This is a genomic window from Synechococcales cyanobacterium T60_A2020_003 (genome assembly GCA_015272205.1).
Lineage (GTDB): Bacteria > Cyanobacteriota > Cyanobacteriia > RECH01 > RECH01 > JACYMB01.
In genome coordinates this window covers 1-16,896 of the sequence record JACYMB010000168.1, presented here as the reverse complement: position 1 = coordinate 16,896, position 16,896 = coordinate 1, and the positions used below count along the sequence as shown (strand labels likewise).

Below are 16,896 nucleotides of genomic sequence, written 5' to 3'. Positions count from 1 at the left end.
TTTGCAGTCCTGGCACTTCGTTTAGAGGGCTACGGGCTACATTCCATGACTGGAGGACAACAATGCTCACCGCAATGCAGTATTTCCTGGCTCTAGGCCAACAGTTTTAAGCAGAAAGGGCGATTTTCATCTCGAAAAAATTCCCCGTGCCGATCTGACCTTGCCATGTCACCGCAAGGCAGTGTTTCTGTTTCGCAAAAATCTAAGAGTAGCGATGGGATTATGCGTTGCTCTTGCATTCCTTGAGCAAATGAAGGGAGTCTTCCAGGCATGTAGAAGTGAGCGTTAACGGTGTGTAGGTTTGTAGTGATCCGGAAACCGTTGAGGGTACTTTTGCATTTTCCCTCAGCACTCCGTTAGAAGACCTGATCGTTAAACTTTGGGAAATGGCACAATTTGGGGTGTCCGTTGCCTGAGAGTCCTTATTGAGAGGGAATGCTGACCGTAACCCTAATGGATACCAAGATAAAAAGCGGCAGTTTCAAAGTTCCTGCCGCTTGAAGCCACAAGCGTTAATGGTTTCAGTCCTCTATTCCGCACCGTGAGGCTTAAACCTGAATCGCTTAAAGAAAATAAAAAAATAGGATAGGGATCGCTCAAATCGTCCAAATTTTTTGACCATGAAAAACAGAACCGCGATCGCACAATGGGCGATCGCGGTTCGTAACACTCTACTTGCTTTAGTAAGCGTCTTGAAGCTCGTAGAAATCGGGAGAAATGTAGTCCTTCCGTAACGGCCAGCCAATCCAATCTTCCGGCATCAAAATTCGCTTCAGGTTGGGATGCCCCTCATATACGATGCCGTACATGTCGTAGGCTTCCCGCTCCTGCCAATCAGCTGCTTTCCAAATCCAGTACACCGAAGGCACCACTGGATTATCGCGAGGAACAAACACCTTGACCCGCACTTCCTCTGGAGTCGTAGCGTTATCCGAAACCTTAATCAAGTGATAAAAGCTAACGAGCGGTTCACCAGGGCCAACATCATAGCCACCTTGACACTGGAGGTAGTTAAACCCGTAAGCGTACAAAGCGGTACAAATCGGCAGCAAAAACTGGGGATCAACCTTGATCACCGGAACGCCAATATGATCGGGTTCCATAATCTCATGATCAAAGCCGTTTTCCGTCAGCCACTTCGAGACCGGACTCGCCTCAACAATTGTGCCCGATCCTTCAGGCGCTAATGCTTCAGATGGTTTGGTATTCTCTTCCGCCATTACTGATTCTTCTCCTTCTCCACTTCTTGTTCCAGGGCAGGGGGAACAGGCATGCCCATCGCCTGCATCAGCTCACGGGGAGGAGCTTGGCGGGTACTGGACCGGAGATACTGACCCGTCAAAATAGGCTCAACAGCCTTCATCTTGTGCTCAACGGTGTAGTAGCGATGGGTTTGATCCATCACATCTCGGTCAGCTAAAGCTTCGCTCGAAATCTTTTTCCGAAGCTTGATAATTGCGTCGATGATCGCTTCCGGGCGAGGCGGACAACCGGGAATGTAAACATCAACCGGAATGAGCTTATCCACGCCGCGCACTGCACTGGGAGAATCGGTGCTGAACATGCCGCCAGTAATGGTGCATGCTCCCATCGCGATTACATACTTAGGATCAGGCATTTGCTCATACAGACGCACCAAGGCAGGAGCCATTTTCATGGTGATCGTGCCCGCCGTAATAATCAAATCCGCTTGGCGCGGGCTAGATCGGGGAACCAAGCCAAAACGATCGAAGTCAAATCGCGATCCAATGAGGGCTGCAAATTCGATAAAGCAGCAGGCTGTACCGTACAGCAGCGGCCACAAGCTGGAAAGGCGTGCCCAGTTGTGTAAGTCCTCAACGGTCGTCAGAATTACGTTTTCTGACAAGTCCTGGGTAACCTGCGGTGCCCCTACAGGATTTAGCAGCGTTTCAACCTTGGGGTCGATAATGGATGAATTTGGGTTCATGACCACTCCAGTGCTCCTTTCCTCCAAGCGTAGACCAAGCCAACTACAAGGATGGCAATGAATACAAGTGCCTCGATAAACGCTAGAATCCCAAGCTGATTAAATGCAACAGCCCAGGGATACAGAAATAACGTCTCAACGTCAAAAATGACGAATACCAAGGCAAACATGTAATAGCGAATATTGAATTGGATCCAAGCACCACCGACAGGTTCCATACCTGACTCATAGGTGGTACGCCGCTCTGCTCCGATTCGCTTGGGTCGTACAACCCATGATGCTGAGAGGGCTAGGACTGGAACCAACCCGCAAATAATGAGAAAACCAAGGAAATACTCGTAACCGTTAAGAACAAACACAGTTAGACTGACCGCTATTGAATTTCCATCCTAATGTTACTTTGTTTTTACATTGTAGGAAATCTCACCCGCGGGATCAGGCGATAGAAAGCTGTTATGTCAGTGATAACTGTGAATTTCCTTTTAGATCATTGGACTTGGATCTGATCTGGATGACTCTTCTGGGGCGATCGCCCAATGGTGTATTTCAAGAGGGCTTAGTCCTCCTCCCCCACAATCCACTTCTGCCCAGTAGGCCAATGGATGAACAAACGCTGTTCATCCCCTAACCCTCGACATCCTCCCTCAGATCGGGGTTATGGCGACTGCAAGATGGTTAAGGTATAGGGGTGGGGACTGGATCCCACTCTAAAAGTATCTACTCAGTGGAGGATGTGATGCTCGCTCAATCCCACCCCTATCATGCCCTGTCTGACCAGGATATTCTTGAACAGCTTGGCAGCCTTGCAGAGACGGGATTAATGCCTGAGGAGGTGGCACGCCGCTATGAACAGTATGGCTGGAACGAATTGCAATTTAAGCCTGGAAAACCTGCATGGCTACGTTTTCTCCTGCAATTTCATCAGCCGTTGCTCTACATCTTGCTCCTAGCCGGGATAGTGAAGGCGTTGTTGGGCTCTTGGACTAACGCATCGGTGATCTGGGGAGTAACCCTGATCAATGCCATCATTGGCTACGTGCAAGAGGCCAAGGCGGAGGGAGCGATCGCTTCCTTAGCAAAGGCGGTCACGACTGAAACCACTGTGGTGCGAGACGGTCAACCGCTACGGATTCCCTCGCGAGATTTGGTACCAGGGGATTTAGTGATGCTGACCTCAGGGGACAAAGTCCCGGCAGATGTGCGGCTCCTGCGAGTCCGCAATTTACAGGTAGATGAATCCGCCCTCACGGGGGAATCGGTTCCAGTGGAGAAGGGTGTTCAGGTTCTCCCGGTGGATACCCCGCTTGCCGAACGGCGAAACATGGCTTACGCTGGCAGCTTTGTTACCTTTGGGCAGGGGCAAGGCATTGTGGTCGCAACCGCTAATGCGACAGAGGTGGGACAGATTTCTCAGTCAATGGAAAATCGAGTCAGCCTAAGCACGCCCTTGACTCGTAAATTTGAGAAATTTAGCCGTGTTCTGCTCTATGTCATCTTGACTTTAGCGGCCTTCACCTTTGTAGTTGGGCTGGGGCAAGGCGAGTCCTGGATTGATATGTTTGAGGCCGCCGTGGCGTTGGCGGTGAGTGCCATTCCGGAGGGCTTACCTGCGGTGGTAACGATTACGTTGGCCATTGGGGTAAACCGCATGGCGAAACGAAACGCCATTATTCGTAAACGAAACGCCATTATTCGTAAATTACCAGCCGTGGAAGCGTTGGGCAGTGCCACGGTTATTTGTTCTGACAAAACTGGGACATTGACCGAAAACCAGATGACGGTTCAAGCCATTTATGCAGGTCAACAGCAGTATCGGGTCAGTGGTGGTGGTTATAGTCCTAAAGGCGACATTTCTCGGGTGAATCAACCCAACGGCGATGAGACGTCGCTCGATGTTGCCGAATTGCCCCCTGCGTTAGAAAAGTGCTTGGTTGCAGGCGTTCTCTGCAACGATTCCCAGTTGAAGCAAACTGGAGTCGATTGGTCGGTGGTGGGAGATCCAACGGAGGGCGCGTTGATTGCCGTAGCGGAGAAAGCAGGGCTGAGTCAAGCGGGACTCATGGCGGCGATACCTCGGTTAGATGCGATTCCCTTTGAGTCTGATTATCAACATATGGCCACCCTGCAAGATGCTGCGTCGCGGATGATTTATGTCAAGGGGTCGGTAGAAGCACTGCTCAGTTGGTGTACCCAGATGCTGGATGGGCAGGGGCAGGCGATCGCTCTGGCTTCAGCCCAGATTCAGCACGAGGTGGAGGCAATGGCAGGTCAGGGGTTACGGGTGCTAGCGTTTGCTCAGAAGAGGGCCGAGCATCAGCATGCGATCGATCATAAAGACATCGCTACTGATTTAGTATTTTTGGGGCTGCAAGGCATGATTGATCCGCCCCGTGCAGAGGCGATCGCCGCGGTGCATGCCTGTCAGTCTGCGGGGATTCAAGTCAAGATGATTACGGGCGATCATGTTGCCACGGCTCGGGCGATCGCCCAACGGATGGGAATTCAAACTGCTGCTGGCGTGATTGCCTATGAGGGGCAGCAGCTTACCCCAATGAGCGAGTCTGAAATCCAAACCGCTGCTGCCGAAGGATCTGTTTTTGCGAGAGTTGCCCCAGCGCAAAAACTCCAACTCGTAGAAGCCCTCCAAGCCCAGGGTCATATCGTTGCGATGACGGGGGATGGAGTCAATGATGCCCCAGCACTCAAACAGGCTGATATTGGCATTGCGATGGGGAAAGGCGGAACGGAAGTCGCCCGCGAATCGGCGGACATGCTGTTGACCGATGATAATTTTGCGTCTATCGAAGCTGCCGTGGAAGAAGGTCGTACTGTTTATCAGAACTTGCGGAAGGCGATCGCCTTTTTGCTGCCTGTGAATGGCGGAGAATCCATGACCATTTTGATCAGTGCCTTGCTCGCACGGACGCTGCCGATCCTGTCCTTGCAAGTGCTTTGGCTAAACATGATTAATTCAATCACCATGACCGTTCCCCTCGCGTTTGAACCGAAATCTCAAGGGACGATGCAACAGATCCCTCGCGACCCCAATGAACCGTTACTCACTCCAAACTTGCTCCGCCGCATTCTGGTAGTATCCGTCTTCAATTGGACTTTAATTTTTGGAATCTTTGAATGGGCAACGTCTACGACGGGGGACGTTACGGTGGCACGAACCATGGCAATTCAAGCGCTGGTAGCGGCACGAATTGTGTATTTGATTAGCATTAGCCAACTCGGGATAAATATCGTTGAGTATGTGCGAGGGCGAACGGGGGCGATCGCCCCTGCTCCAATCCTCCTTTTAGGAATTACTGCTGCTGTGGTGCTGCAAGTGCTCTTCAGCCAGTGGCGAGTGATGAATACCCTCTTTGCTACAGCCCCCTTGACATGGCAGCAATGGCTGATTTGCCTAATTCCCATGCTACCGATGATTCCAACCGCGCTTTGGGTGAGTTGGATAGATCCCCCCCAAGTCAGTGCCAAGGGAAAGCAGCCTAGCGACCGTTGAGATGATCAAGCGCATAAAGTATCCACTGATACGCCTTACCCCCATATTTCGGGCGGAATCTGAATAAACCGTTTCGCTTTCCTAGGATTCCGAAAGTCTTGAACTACACTACAACGTAACAAACTCCGGTTGTGATACCTCCAGCATCCCTCTGCTGACCCGTGTCCTAAGTCTCTGAAATGTCCTTATGGTTACTCTTCTCGAAAATCCCCTCCGCGTTGGCCTCCAGCAAGATCGGGTGCCAGAACCCCAAATCCTGACTATTTTTGGTGCATCCGGCGATCTCACTCAGCGCAAGCTGGTTCCAGCTATCTACCAAATGAAGCTAGAGCGACGACTGCCCCCCGAACTTAGCATTGTTGGTGTTGCCCGCCGTGAATGGAGCCATGACTACTTCCGTGAGCACCTGCGCCAAGGTGTGGAAGAGTTTGGTGGTGGCCTTCAGTCTGAAGAAATTTGGAATGATTTTGCGAAAGGACTGTTCTACTGCCCTGGCAATATGGACGACCCTAGCAGCTACGAAAACCTGAACGCGTTGCTGAACGAAATTGACGAAATGCGGGGCACACGGGGAAATCGTGTCTTCTATCTCTCGGTGGCACCGCGATTTTTTGCCGAAGCAACCCTGCAACTTGGCGCAGCCGGAATGCTCAGTAATCCCAGCAAGCAGCGGCTTGTGATTGAGAAACCCTTTGGGCATGATTTGGCCTCAGCCCAGGCACTGAACCGAGTGGTGCAAAAGGTGTGTGCCGAGGAACAGGTCTATCGTATCGATCACTATCTTGGTAAGGAAACGGTACAAAATCTGTTGGTGTTTCGCTTCGCCAATGCCATTTTTGAACCCCTCTGGAATCGTCAGTTTGTCGATCATGTGCAAATTACGGTAGCTGAAACAGTGGGTTTGGAAGGACGGGCAGGCTATTACGAAACCTCAGGGGCACTGCGCGACATGGTGCAAAACCACCTGATGCAGCTCTTTTGCCTGACGGCGATGGAACCTCCTAACTCCCTAGATGCCGATAGCATTCGGAGTGAAAAAGTAAAAGTGCTTCAGGCGACTCACCTCGCGGATGTGGACGATCTGCTCTGTTCGGCCACCCGAGGACAATACACCAACGGTTGGATGAAAGGACAAAATGTGCCAGCATACCGTGAGGAAGATGGGGCGTCGCCCATGTCTACAACCCCAACCTATGCCGCGCTGAAGCTCAATATTGATAACTGGCGTTGGAAAGGCGTGCCTTTCTACATGCGAACGGGTAAGCGAATGCCTAAGAAGGTATCGGAAATTGCGATCCAGTTCAAAGAAGTCCCGTACATTATGTTTCAGTCGGCGGCGAAGCAGATGAACAGTAATGTGCTGGCGTTGCGGATTCAGCCGAATGAAGGAATTTCCATGCGTTTTGAGGTGAAGACGCCTGGAACTTCACTCCGGACTCGCTCTGTAAATATGGATTTTCGCTACGATGCCGCTTTTGGTCAACCGAATACGGATGCCTATAGTCGGCTGCTCGTTGACTGTATGTTAGGAGATCAAACGCTGTTTACCCGTGGTGATGAGGTGGAAGCGTCGTGGCGGTTGTTAACCCCGCTGCTGGAGGTGTGGGATGCGCCTAGTGATCCCGCTGCGATTCCGCTGTACGAAGCCGGAACGTGGGGGCCAGTTGAGGCAGAGATGTTGTTAAACCAGGATGGTCGAAATTGGCGTCGGTTGTAATTAAAGGACTCTTATAAGGCTATGAGTACTCCCCTTGTTGCGCTCCAAAAACCTATTGATATCTCGCTCGATGAGATTGAGGCCGAGCTGAGTAAAATCTGGCTCAGCCAAAATTCGGGCGATCGCACTACCCCGGTGGCTATCCGAGCGGCGACCTTCAGCATGGTTGTCTACGAACCAGAAGAGTTTCAGCAGATCTTGGCAACACTTGGTTTCTACGACGGCCCGATTGACGGTATCCACGGCAATGTGACCAAAGAAGCCATCCGTGATGCTCAAAAGCACTACGGCCTGCGGATTACGGGGCGTATGGATCCTGAAACCGTCGATCGCCTGCGGTCAGAAGTGGCGGACAAGTCACCGGGCGATCGCGTGATTCCTAATATTGATATGCGCGGGTTTAGCATTAGCGAGGCGATCGCTGCTGAAAATCCCTGTCGCATTATTACCCTTTGTCCCGTCATGGGCGAGGATACGGGGGTTACAGCTCAAGTGTCGGCCTATTGTCCGGTGCAGAAAAGCAGCGCGGGTAGCAACCTCGTCTGCTGCGAGTACATCACCTTACGGGGCACGAAAGCCGCACTAGAACGGGTGGCCGACCTGATTGAGTCGCTGATGATTCCCGATCTACCTCGCTTCGTCTGGTGGAAAGCAACGCCCAACCCAGAGCAAGAACTGTTTAAGTGCTTGTCCACCGTTGCAAACTGCATCATCGTGGATTCCAGTTACTTCAGTGATGCCGAGGCTGAACTGACCAAAATGAATGAGCTAATTGAGTCAGATATTTACATCGCTGACTTGAACTGGCATCGGCTGTTTCCTTGGCAAGAACTGACGGCGGCGGCCTTTGATCCCCCTGAACGCCGCGCGGCACTTGTAGAGGTTGATCAAGTTTCGATTGATTATGAAAAAGGAAACGATGCCCAAGCGCTAATGTTTTTGGGATGGCTAGCCAGTCGCCTAGAGTGGAAACCGATCGAATTTATCGAAACGGGCGGCGATTACGATATCAAACACGTTAAGTTTGAAAACTCCCACCAACGCATTATCGATGCGGAATTAGCGGCCATTCCCACCGCTGATTGGGGCGAAATCAGCGGCGATTTAGTGGGCTTGCGGCTGACCTCTACAAACCTTCAGGCAGACTGTTGTACGATCCTCTGCTCGGAGTCAACGGGCTGTATGCGGATGGAGGCGGGCGGCAGTGCCCAGGATTGCCGGACGGAGCAGGTCACGACGTTGTCCGACCAGAAAGCGGAAGAACTCATGAGTAGCCAGCTTCGTCGCTGGGGGCGCGATGTTCTCTACGAAGAAAGCTTGGCTGTCACTGCCGAGATTCTAAAGCTTAGGGCTTAGGGATAGAGGGCATCACCTGCTGGATACGTGCATTATGAACCCGTCCCTCACGCTTGGCGTGGGGGATTTTTTCAAGTTGGCTACTGCTGTAAGCGGATCAGTTCTTGCTCTAGGCGATTGTGCAGATCCGAATCGCTGCCCTGCTGATTGAGGAAGACCGTAATCTCGTTAAACCGTTGAATGGTGAGGTTATTCTCTGCTACAACGGCGATCGCCCGATCGCAGTAATTGCGGGCAATGGGTTTGATATTGCTCGGCAAACTATCAACGCTATCGGGACGATGACAGGCGATGGAGGGCACGTTGCCAGCCCCGACAATATCCTGAATATCGGCGTATGCCTGTTGACGCATGGGTTCAATCACGAGGAGCGATCGCGCGTAATTGGTGAGCTCGTTGCTGCTGACCGCAGACTGAGCGTAGGCATCGGAGCCGAATTGGAGACCGGAGGAGACGCTAAAGGTTGGAATTGCATCTGCCAGGATACCACCCGCAGCCAACGCTAGCACCACTAACCCTTGGCTGAGACCTTTGGAGAGACGGAATTGAAACCCGTGACGATGGAACGTAATCATACTTTCACACTGACCTTGCCGAAACATGTGAACATCTATGCTCACTGTCTTTGAATAGTTTTTGAGGGGAGAAGTTCCAGATTTGCTTTAAATTTTGCCCATCTTCTGCTAGAGGCTCATGCTTGGGCTGGTTCAGCCGCATCCGCAGGAACGCTCAATAGCAATATTTAGACGATATGCCGATTCCCCACCCCTAGTCGATACCTTGAGGTAGTAGGTTCCAGAGGGAATCTCAACAATGGCGATTGGAACAGACTTGCCCGCCCGAACTCTGAGCTTGGCATCTGTACCCCCTAAGCTTGCAGGATTTCCATCCCGATCCAAGGCGGTGATCAGGAGGGTCGATGACGATCGATTACGAAATAGAGCATTGATATCGCTCTCATCCAGGAATCGGAGCTTATAAAAATCGGGACTCTTCGCGCTGACCCGATCGCGATAGGTCTGTTCGCCCCTGTAGGCCGGAATTGACGTTGCGGTATCCAAGCTATTGCCAGCCGCGCTGCTGCGGATCCGGCGCTGAGAAACCAACGCTTGAAAAGGTTTAGAACTATCACTGGCAAAGGCTAGCGATGATTATTGAGACAACGAACGCTTGGACATGGGAGGTAATGCGCGAATTACAGGTTTCTACCCCTAGCACGGGTATCACAGAAGACCATAGCATCATTTTTCAACGGCAGCATGCGTACCGATGAGGCTTGGCAATGACAGCGCACCGTCTGCTACAACTGCAACAACGATAATCCTATTAACGTCCCCAGAGCGAGTGTGTTGTCTGCCCCAAAAGGTTCAGTAAGTCGATGTTGAGCAGATCCATCAGATCCTGGGCGCGATCGCTCAAATCGGCAATACGTTCGTAGGCGGAGGCCAACCGTTTCCCGTCTACCATCACCTCCGAGGTGGGATAGTTCTGCATCACTTCCAACAGACTGAGTTTATCGTCATCACTCGCAGAGAGTACCAACGCGGAACGCAGCGCTTGTCGATTGGCCGAGCCTGAGCGCATGTGAATCACGTCCCCAACCTGATCGAGGGCAGCTTCGCCGATCGGATTATTGAGGGCGGCATCCAGCGTGACCCCATCAATTTCGACTTCGCGGGTCAGCGTCCGGCGAATCTCTCCCGGTTCTTGTCCCGACATCCGCACGTAGCGCTTAAGCCGACTGGACTGCTCCCCCGTTTCGGCAAAGGTGGTTAGCTCGTCAACCGAAATGGATGCCTCCAGTACACCGTAGGTCAAGACAATCGTATCGGCAGCCAATGCAGGGGCGGCGGCTCCAATAGCGCTCAACGCCATCAGCAATAAACCGCTAGCACACCGAAGGGGAAGAGAAAAGGTCATAATGCTTTACGAAGAACTAGACAACCGCAAGGAATCCTACGGCAAAGAGTACTGACGAGTGATTTGCAAAAAAGTTGCCTTTGCCTATTCTGACATTGCGGTAACGTGTGTGATTTGAGGAATGCTTGGCTATGTCTGCTCTTGCCCCTTGGCGATCGCCCCTTGCCCGTGCGCTGCATCGCAACCGTTCCCTGGTCTATGCTCGCTATGTGCAGTTAGCAACGGTTCAACCCAGCGGTCGCCCTGCCAATCGCACGGTCGTTTTTCGCGGGTTTTTAGAACCTGGAAATCAGCTTAAGTTTATTACCGATCGCCGCAGTTATAAGTTTGGGCAGATCCAAGGGAACCCCTGGGCAGAAGTGTGCTGGTATTTTCCGAAAAGCCGCGAACAGTTTCGCCTGCGTGGGGCTTTAAACTTCGTGTCGGCGGATCACCGCGATAGGGCGTTACAACGGGCGCGTCAGCAGCAGTGGGTGGCCTTATCGGACAGTGCCCGTCTTCAGTTTGCGTGGCCGCATCCCGGCAATCCCCGCAGTTCTCAGGAGGCGTTCTCGCCCCCCACCCCCGATCCTGTCCAACCCCTCGATACCTTTTGTCTGTTGCTGCTTGACCCGGAAGAGGTGGATCATTTGGAACTCAAAGGAGATCCGCAAAACCGCACGTTGTACACGCGCATGGATGAACAGTGGCAGACTCAACCTGTGAATCCCTAATACCAATTTTGAGTTTTAAGTTCTCAGTTTTGAGTTGTGAATGCATTTCACCATCAGGGAATTCAGCCTTTTATCCATAGCTGACTTTTTGGGTATGACGGTTCGCTGCTGATTGAACGGAACGAATCCGCCTCATAGCAAATCCGCCTGAATACCCATGATTTGTACGGGCGGGTTTAGCAGACAGAACCCAGCACATACCAGGGGCGAGGGCAAAATCCGCCCCTAGCTATCTGAGATGGATCATTGCTTAACAGAATTTAGATATAACTTGCTAAAATAGTATATATGTACTAAAATGACTTTCAGACTAACTTGCAGATTGAATCATGCTCTATGCGGTCCATCCCGGGGGACTGCTTTTTTATGGCTTGAGTTAGGAGTGGGTTTGGGCAGAGGAGCGATCGCCCTTCCCAGTCGGTTTTAAGGTTCAGGGCAGGTCAAAAATGTTAGGTTGGGGACACGGTCTATTCAGTCATCACCCGTATGGACGACTTTGCACCCATTTCTGAATCAGGCGATCGCCCTGAACTCCTTGATCCATCGTTGGAGACAGATATTCAGCGCCTCTACGAACTGACGATCTATGCCCGGTGGGTTGTGGTTGGCCTGTTGTGGCTAACGGTCGGAGTCTGGAGTTTGTGGACGTTCCGCCATGATATTCAGCTCATGCACCAGTATTTCACCTGGGCTGCTGCTCGGTTTGCCCTCGAATTCAACCCTTTAGCGGCGGCAGGACTGGGCTTGTGTGTGGGTATGACGGTAGCGGTGCTAATTGTTCAAAGTCGCACCATCCTGTTTGGTTTGCCCGCCTCTGAGCGTCAGCGCCTGAAACAGCAGGCGCTAAAAATTCGTCAACAGGGTCAGAGCCATCCCCTATGGCGATGGACGCAAACAGTACCCTAGACGGTCAAGATTGTGACGACAATTCGCTTATACGCTGGTGTTCAACCCCTGTATCGGGCATCAGGCTTACTCCTCGCTGCAAGTCTGTTCCTATCGGCTTGTTCGTTGTCTGAGTCCCAACCCTCTGTGACTCCGCAACCCACGGAATCCCAAGCGCAGAGCATGGGAAATCCGGCGGATTCCTCTTCGCTTGATACCCCCGAACTCGATACCACCATCGTTCCGGGCGATCGCGTTGGAGCGGTAACGGCTACAACGACCTACGACGATTTGGTGGCACTCTACGGAGTGGATAGTCTTGAGCCTGTGGAGGTGCATCTGGGTGAAGGCATGGTTGCCCCCGGAACACGGGTGAATCAAGGGGCACAGTCCTTTTCCGTGGTTTGGACAGACGAAAGCCGCACGGCGGTGCAATCCGTTCGGGATTTTGGCGTGGCGTGGCAGGTTGATCCTGGGATTGGCGTGGGTACGTCTTTATCGGAACTACGGGAAAAATTGGGGGAATTTGAGCTATATGGCTTTGGCTGGGACTATGGCGGCACAATGATTCTGGATGGAACCGTTTTAGAACCCTACAAAGAAAACCTAATCCTGCGTCTGGGTTCGACTGTGGAGAATGCTGGCCTCACGGAACAGTACCAATCTGTGATGGGAGAGCAATTGTTCCCTTCAGATACGCCTGCATTTCAGGAGATGGAGTTGGCGGTGCGGGAAATGATTGTGAGATTGAACTAGGCACGCAAAACCGAATCCTCATCCATAAACGCCTCGAACAGGGTGCTTAGGACAACGTTCGAGAAGAGAAAACCCTCTGGATCAGTGAGTCGGAGATGTTGCGCCTGGGCTTCTTTTCCCTCCTTTGGGGCATCCACCGCGACCCATCCCTGCTCTTGAAACGGAGCGACTACGGATAGCAGGCGATTCAGGATTGCGTCGCCAAAGTCTGCTGCGATTACGGTTAGATCTATCCCTTCTGCCAGTCGTAGTCCCAGCATGAGCGTATCCAACAGGCGATCGCCCATGGTCTGAACCTGTTGTATGACACGCGTTTCAGTCAAACCTTGCACCCATTCCTCATACGCTTGTCGCTTGCGGGGACGGGTGAACCGGTGCCCGTGGATAAAGCTGGCGGCTCCCAGGCCGAATCCGTAATAGGGGCGGTTTTCCCAATACACGCGATTGTGCTGGCACGGGTAGCCCGGTTTGGCATAGTTGGAAATTTCGTAATGCTCAAAGCCTGCCTGCGCCAGAAGATTTGAGGTGGTGCGGTACATCTCGGCGGTCAGTTCGTCCGATGGAAGAGGCGACTGTCCTGGTTCGTACCAGCGGGCAAAGGCGGTCATGGGTTCCACGATTAGGTCATAGACTGAAATATGGGTCGGTTCTAGGGCGATCGCCCGTTCTAAACTCTCAATCCACTGATCCATCGTTTGATTGGGCAAGCCGGAAATCAGATCCAAGCTGAGATTGGTCACACCCATCTGCCGAATTAGCCCTACGGCCACGTCAATATCGTCGGGGCTGTGGGTGCGTCCGCAGGCGGCGAGGAGTTTCGGCTGAAAGGCTTGTACACCCAGGCTAATTCGGTTAATACCTGCATCAATGTATCCCGCTAGTTGCTGCGGTTTGATCGTATCTGGGTCAATTTCGATGGAGCATTCCGCATCTGGTTCTAGACCAAACTGGTGATCCAGAGTGTCCATTAATGCCTTGAGTTGTTCAGCCGTCAGTAACGAAGGTGTACCACCCCCAAAGAAAACGGTTTTCAGCGGTGTGCCGAGGGAGGGCGTGGCTCGAATTTCCTGCTGAAGTACGGGAAGATACTGGTCAATCACACCGTAGGATGGCTGACCTTGACGCGCTAGGGGCGGGCGATCGCCCACGACCACAATCGGAAAATCGCAGTAGTAGCAGCGACGGCGGCAAAAGGGAATGTGGAGATAGGCTGCCGTGGGTGAGGGCGGATAGGTGCGCTCGTTTGGAGAATTGCCTTTAAAGGTGCTCGATAACGAAATCATGGGCGATCGCCCTGCCAGTTTAAGTTCAGCACAGTTCCAAAGCTATTTTGACTGGGAGGATATAATGATGATGTAAAGCTAAGTTTTATTGCAGATATCATCCCCACTTATCGACAATTTCAGCCTTTGGACTGTGGATTTAAAGAAGCGAACGGTGTCAATTTGACGACATCAAAGCTAATATCTGAACAATCCCGCCCTAAGTTGCAAAGTCGCTGATGCATCAGTGTTATTTGTCCAAGTGCGGGAACGCAATACATATACATCCCAGTGCAGAGTGCCACTATGCTTGATGCCATCATAGTTTTGTCCTTCATTCTAGCAGGGGTAGGGATAGGCTTTTACAGCGTTGATCTGCTTCCAGATGATGCCCTTCGCCAAGTCAGCAACTTGGAAGGGTTGAGTGTTGTGATTGCTGGTTTTGGCGGATTAATCGGGTTTGCTATTGGCTTGGTGGCCCAAGCAGGCTATCGCAGAATTCAGCGACAAATTCGGGAGATGCCTGTTGATATCCTCTTGGGGCGATCGGTGGGCTTGGTCTTGGGGCTTTTGATCGCAAACTTAATGCTGGCTCCCCTGTTTTTGCTCCCCATTCCCGACGATTTTGCCTTTATCAAACCTCTAACGGCTGTTCTCGCGAGTTTGATCTTTGCTTTCTCCGGCATCAACTTAGCTGACACCCACGGACGGACGCTCCTGCGGTTGATTAATCCCCACAGCGTCGAGTCTATGCTGATTGCGGAGGGAACGCTCCGTCCGGCAACGACGAAAATTCTCGATACAAGCTGCATCATTGATGGACGGATTGAGGATCTGCTGGATACGGGCTTTATTGAGGGTCAGGTTTTGGTTCCCCAGTTTGTGCTGCTCGAACTTCAGCGGGTGGCCGATGCCTCCAATGATCAAAAGCGGATTCGGGGGCGGCGCGGGTTAGATATCCTCAATCGGATTCAGGCGACCCATCCAGAACGGATTGTGATTCACCCGGCGGATTACGACGATATCGCGACGGTGGATGCCAAATTGGTGCGGCTAGCGCAGGAAATTAACGGTACGCTGCTGACCAATGATTTCAACCTCAACAAAGTTGCCAGTCTTCAGAAAGTGACGGTCTTAAACGTTAACGATCTCGCTCAGGCGGTCAGGCCAAACTATGCACCGGGAGATAGCATCGATATTAAGATTCTCAAACCTGGCAAGGAACCCACCCAGGGAATCGGCTACCTCAATGACGGCACGATGGTGGTGGTCGAAGAGGCGAGTGATTACGTTGGAGATGAGCTTGCAGTGGTGGTTACAGGGTCGTTGCAGACCTCGGCAGGGCGCATGATTTTCGCGAAACCGGAAGCGTCTGTGATCGCCTAGCGATCGCTGCTTATCCCCAATTTCGTTGATGAAATCACCATATGTTGTCAATAGAACATCCAACTATTTCTGAGTTCGTGTCATTATAATAAAGATGGCGGAGACAAATGTTTCCGTTCACTCCTCACACCACACTCCGCCTGGACATATTGTTCAGGCGTTTCTTATGGCTTACGTGCTGATATCAAGCCTTGCATCCCGGCATGGAAGACTGATCAAAAATAATGGAAAAATTAGCTGGGATTTCACATAGAGGCTCATCTAGGGACTGCATCGAACCAAACAAAGGAGCTTGTTCGGTATCTGCGGGATTTGTCAATTATTGTGTCTGCTTCAGCCCTGAAGTAGCATTCGGAACCCAGTTTTCGCTATGGTAGAATTCTGCAAAGGTAGATTGAGCAAGGATTATTGAGGAATGTCAGAAGCCGCGCAAGTTACAGACTCCACCTTCAAGCAAGAAGTTCTTGAGAGCGAGCTCCCTGTTCTGGTCGATTTTTGGGCACCGTGGTGTGGTCCTTGCCGAATGGTTGCTCCTGTCGTTGACGAAATCTCTGAGCAATATTCGGGTCAAGTTAAAGTTGTTAAGGTTAACACCGATGAAAATCCAGCCGTGGCGAGCCAGTACGGCATTCGTAGCATTCCCACTCTGATGATTTTTAAAGGTGGTCAGCGTGTCGATATGGTTGTGGGTGCTGTGCCAAAGATGACTCTCGCCAATACGCTGGAAAAGTATCTCTAGGCATGGTGTATGAAGCATTAGATCTTCCAACATTTTGTTTCATGGTGACCGCAGATTGAGAGGAGGTAAATCCTCCTCGCCCTGAAGTTTCTAGCTATAGCATGAAAAGCTTTGGTAAGTTTTATCAAGGCTTTTTTAGTGCGTGTAGAACGTGGGGCGATCGCCCCGTAACTTACAGGGAGCCTAAAATCTCGCTAAAATAGAATGCCACTCCTTCTGAGATCACTATGGTTCCATCAACCTCTTCTTCTAATCTAGCGGCTCTGCGTAATGAGGTTAACCATTTACTGGATCAATTGCCAGGGATGCCCCACAGTGAGCTGATCCAGCGGGCGCTCTCCGTGTTGGTTGGTATGGCAGAAGTCGAAGCCGATCGCCTGGATTGGAAAATCCTGAGTGCGGCTCTACAGGATATGGAGCGAGCCTTTCGGGTGTTTTATCCCTATCGCCATGTCCGTAAAGTGACCATTTTCGGTTCCGCCCGAATTTCGGCCTCCAACCCGGAATACCAGATGGCCGTGGACTTTGCTCGCTGTATTACGGCTCAGGGATTCATGGTGATGACCGGGGCAGGCGGGGGCATCATGGAGGCGGGCAATGAAGGTGCCGGGGCAGAGAAGTCCTTTGGCCTCAATATTCAATTGCCCTTCGAGCAAGGCGCAAATCCCCACATCATGGGTGATCCCAAGCTGATTGAATTTAAGTA

16 protein-coding genes are annotated in these 16,896 nt (G+C 51.7%); 9 read left to right on the top strand and 7 right to left on the bottom strand.

All coding sequences use genetic code 11. The annotated features are described in order from the left end of the window. Positions 1 to 680: 680 nt before the first annotated feature. The 3 genes from IGR76_08870 to ndhC are packed head-to-tail and all read right to left on the bottom strand — an operon-like array spanning position 681 to position 2,307. The gene (locus IGR76_08870; protein ID MBF2078619.1) at positions 681 to 1,220 is read right to left on the bottom strand and encodes an NAD(P)H-quinone oxidoreductase subunit J; all 540 of its coding nucleotides are present in this window, start codon (positions 1,218 to 1,220) and stop codon (positions 681 to 683) included. Further along, positions 1,220 to 1,948, bottom strand: a complete 729-nt coding sequence (gene ndhK / locus IGR76_08865; GenBank protein ID MBF2078618.1) for a photosynthetic/respiratory NAD(P)H-quinone oxidoreductase subunit K — start codon at positions 1,946 to 1,948, stop codon at positions 1,220 to 1,222. Before ndhK ends, IGR76_08870 begins: the two co-directional genes overlap by 1 nt. Beyond that, entirely contained in the window at positions 1,945 to 2,307 is a 363-nt protein-coding gene (ndhC, locus tag IGR76_08860) for a photosynthetic/respiratory NAD(P)H-quinone oxidoreductase subunit C (protein MBF2078617.1), read from the bottom strand. The genes ndhK and ndhC overlap by 4 nt, the downstream gene beginning before the upstream one ends. 374 nt (positions 2,308 to 2,681) lie before the next feature. On the opposite strand from ndhC, the gene IGR76_08855 reads away from it, so the two are divergent. The 3 genes from IGR76_08855 to opcA all read left to right on the top strand — a co-directional run bounded on the left by IGR76_08855 (position 2,682) and on the right by opcA (position 8,529). Then, complete coding sequence (locus IGR76_08855; protein MBF2078616.1) at positions 2,682 to 5,456, top strand: cation-transporting P-type ATPase; 2,775 nt, start codon at positions 2,682 to 2,684, stop codon at positions 5,454 to 5,456. 187 nt (positions 5,457 to 5,643) lie between these two features. Then, a complete protein-coding gene (locus IGR76_08850) occupies positions 5,644 to 7,173 on the top strand; it encodes a glucose-6-phosphate dehydrogenase (GenBank protein ID MBF2078615.1) in 1,530 nt (509 codons plus the stop codon). A 21-nt stretch (positions 7,174 to 7,194) separates the two neighbouring features. Next, on the top strand, positions 7,195 to 8,529 hold the full coding sequence (gene opcA / locus IGR76_08845) for a glucose-6-phosphate dehydrogenase assembly protein OpcA (GenBank protein MBF2078614.1): 1,335 nt from the start codon (positions 7,195 to 7,197) through the stop codon (positions 8,527 to 8,529). 80 nt (positions 8,530 to 8,609) lie between these two features. On the opposite strand, the gene IGR76_08840 is transcribed toward opcA, so the two are convergent. The 3 genes from IGR76_08840 to IGR76_08830 all read right to left on the bottom strand — a co-directional run bounded on the left by IGR76_08840 (position 8,610) and on the right by IGR76_08830 (position 10,449). Continuing rightward, positions 8,610 to 9,104 (bottom strand): DUF4168 domain-containing protein, encoded by a 495-nt coding sequence (locus IGR76_08840; GenBank protein ID MBF2078613.1) that lies wholly within the window; start codon positions 9,102 to 9,104, stop codon positions 8,610 to 8,612. Between the two features lie 132 nt (positions 9,105 to 9,236). Then, entirely contained in the window at positions 9,237 to 9,635 is a 399-nt protein-coding gene (locus IGR76_08835) for a hypothetical protein (protein MBF2078612.1), read from the bottom strand. 220 nt (positions 9,636 to 9,855) lie between these two features. After that, a complete protein-coding gene (locus tag IGR76_08830) occupies positions 9,856 to 10,449 on the bottom strand; it encodes an alpha/beta hydrolase (GenBank protein ID MBF2078611.1) in 594 nt (197 codons plus the stop codon). Between the two features lie 131 nt (positions 10,450 to 10,580). Between IGR76_08830 and IGR76_08825 the strand changes: the two genes are divergently transcribed. From IGR76_08825 to IGR76_08815, 3 genes are all read left to right on the top strand, one after another. Further along, positions 10,581 to 11,162, top strand: a complete 582-nt coding sequence (locus IGR76_08825) for a pyridoxamine 5'-phosphate oxidase family protein (GenBank protein MBF2078610.1) — start codon at positions 10,581 to 10,583, stop codon at positions 11,160 to 11,162. 504 nt (positions 11,163 to 11,666) lie between these two features. Beyond that, on the top strand, positions 11,667 to 12,068 hold the full coding sequence (locus tag IGR76_08820; GenBank protein MBF2078609.1) for a hypothetical protein: 402 nt from the start codon (positions 11,667 to 11,669) through the stop codon (positions 12,066 to 12,068). Between the two features lie 12 nt (positions 12,069 to 12,080). Further along, a complete protein-coding gene (locus IGR76_08815; GenBank protein MBF2078608.1) occupies positions 12,081 to 12,803 on the top strand; it encodes a hypothetical protein in 723 nt (240 codons plus the stop codon). On the opposite strand, the gene IGR76_08810 is transcribed toward IGR76_08815, so the two are convergent. After that, entirely contained in the window at positions 12,800 to 14,086 is a 1,287-nt protein-coding gene (locus IGR76_08810) for a coproporphyrinogen III oxidase (GenBank protein MBF2078607.1), read from the bottom strand. The two genes, IGR76_08815 and IGR76_08810, sit on opposite strands and share 4 nt — an antisense overlap. Positions 14,087 to 14,371: 285 nt before the next feature. Here IGR76_08810 and IGR76_08805 point away from each other — a divergent pair, with 285 nt between their 5' ends. From IGR76_08805 to IGR76_08795, 3 genes are all read left to right on the top strand, one after another. After that, the gene (locus IGR76_08805; GenBank protein ID MBF2078606.1) at positions 14,372 to 15,451 is read left to right on the top strand and encodes a PIN/TRAM domain-containing protein; all 1,080 of its coding nucleotides are present in this window, start codon (positions 14,372 to 14,374) and stop codon (positions 15,449 to 15,451) included. Positions 15,452 to 15,866: 415 nt separating this feature from the next. Continuing rightward, positions 15,867 to 16,190: a thioredoxin gene (gene trxA, locus IGR76_08800; GenBank protein ID MBF2078605.1), complete on the top strand. Its 324-nt coding sequence runs from the start codon at positions 15,867 to 15,869 to the stop codon at positions 16,188 to 16,190. Between the two features lie 227 nt (positions 16,191 to 16,417). Next, positions 16,418 to 16,896, top strand: a 479-nt coding sequence (locus IGR76_08795; GenBank protein ID MBF2078604.1) for a cytochrome D ubiquinol oxidase subunit II, incomplete at its 3' end; no start/stop codon positions are given.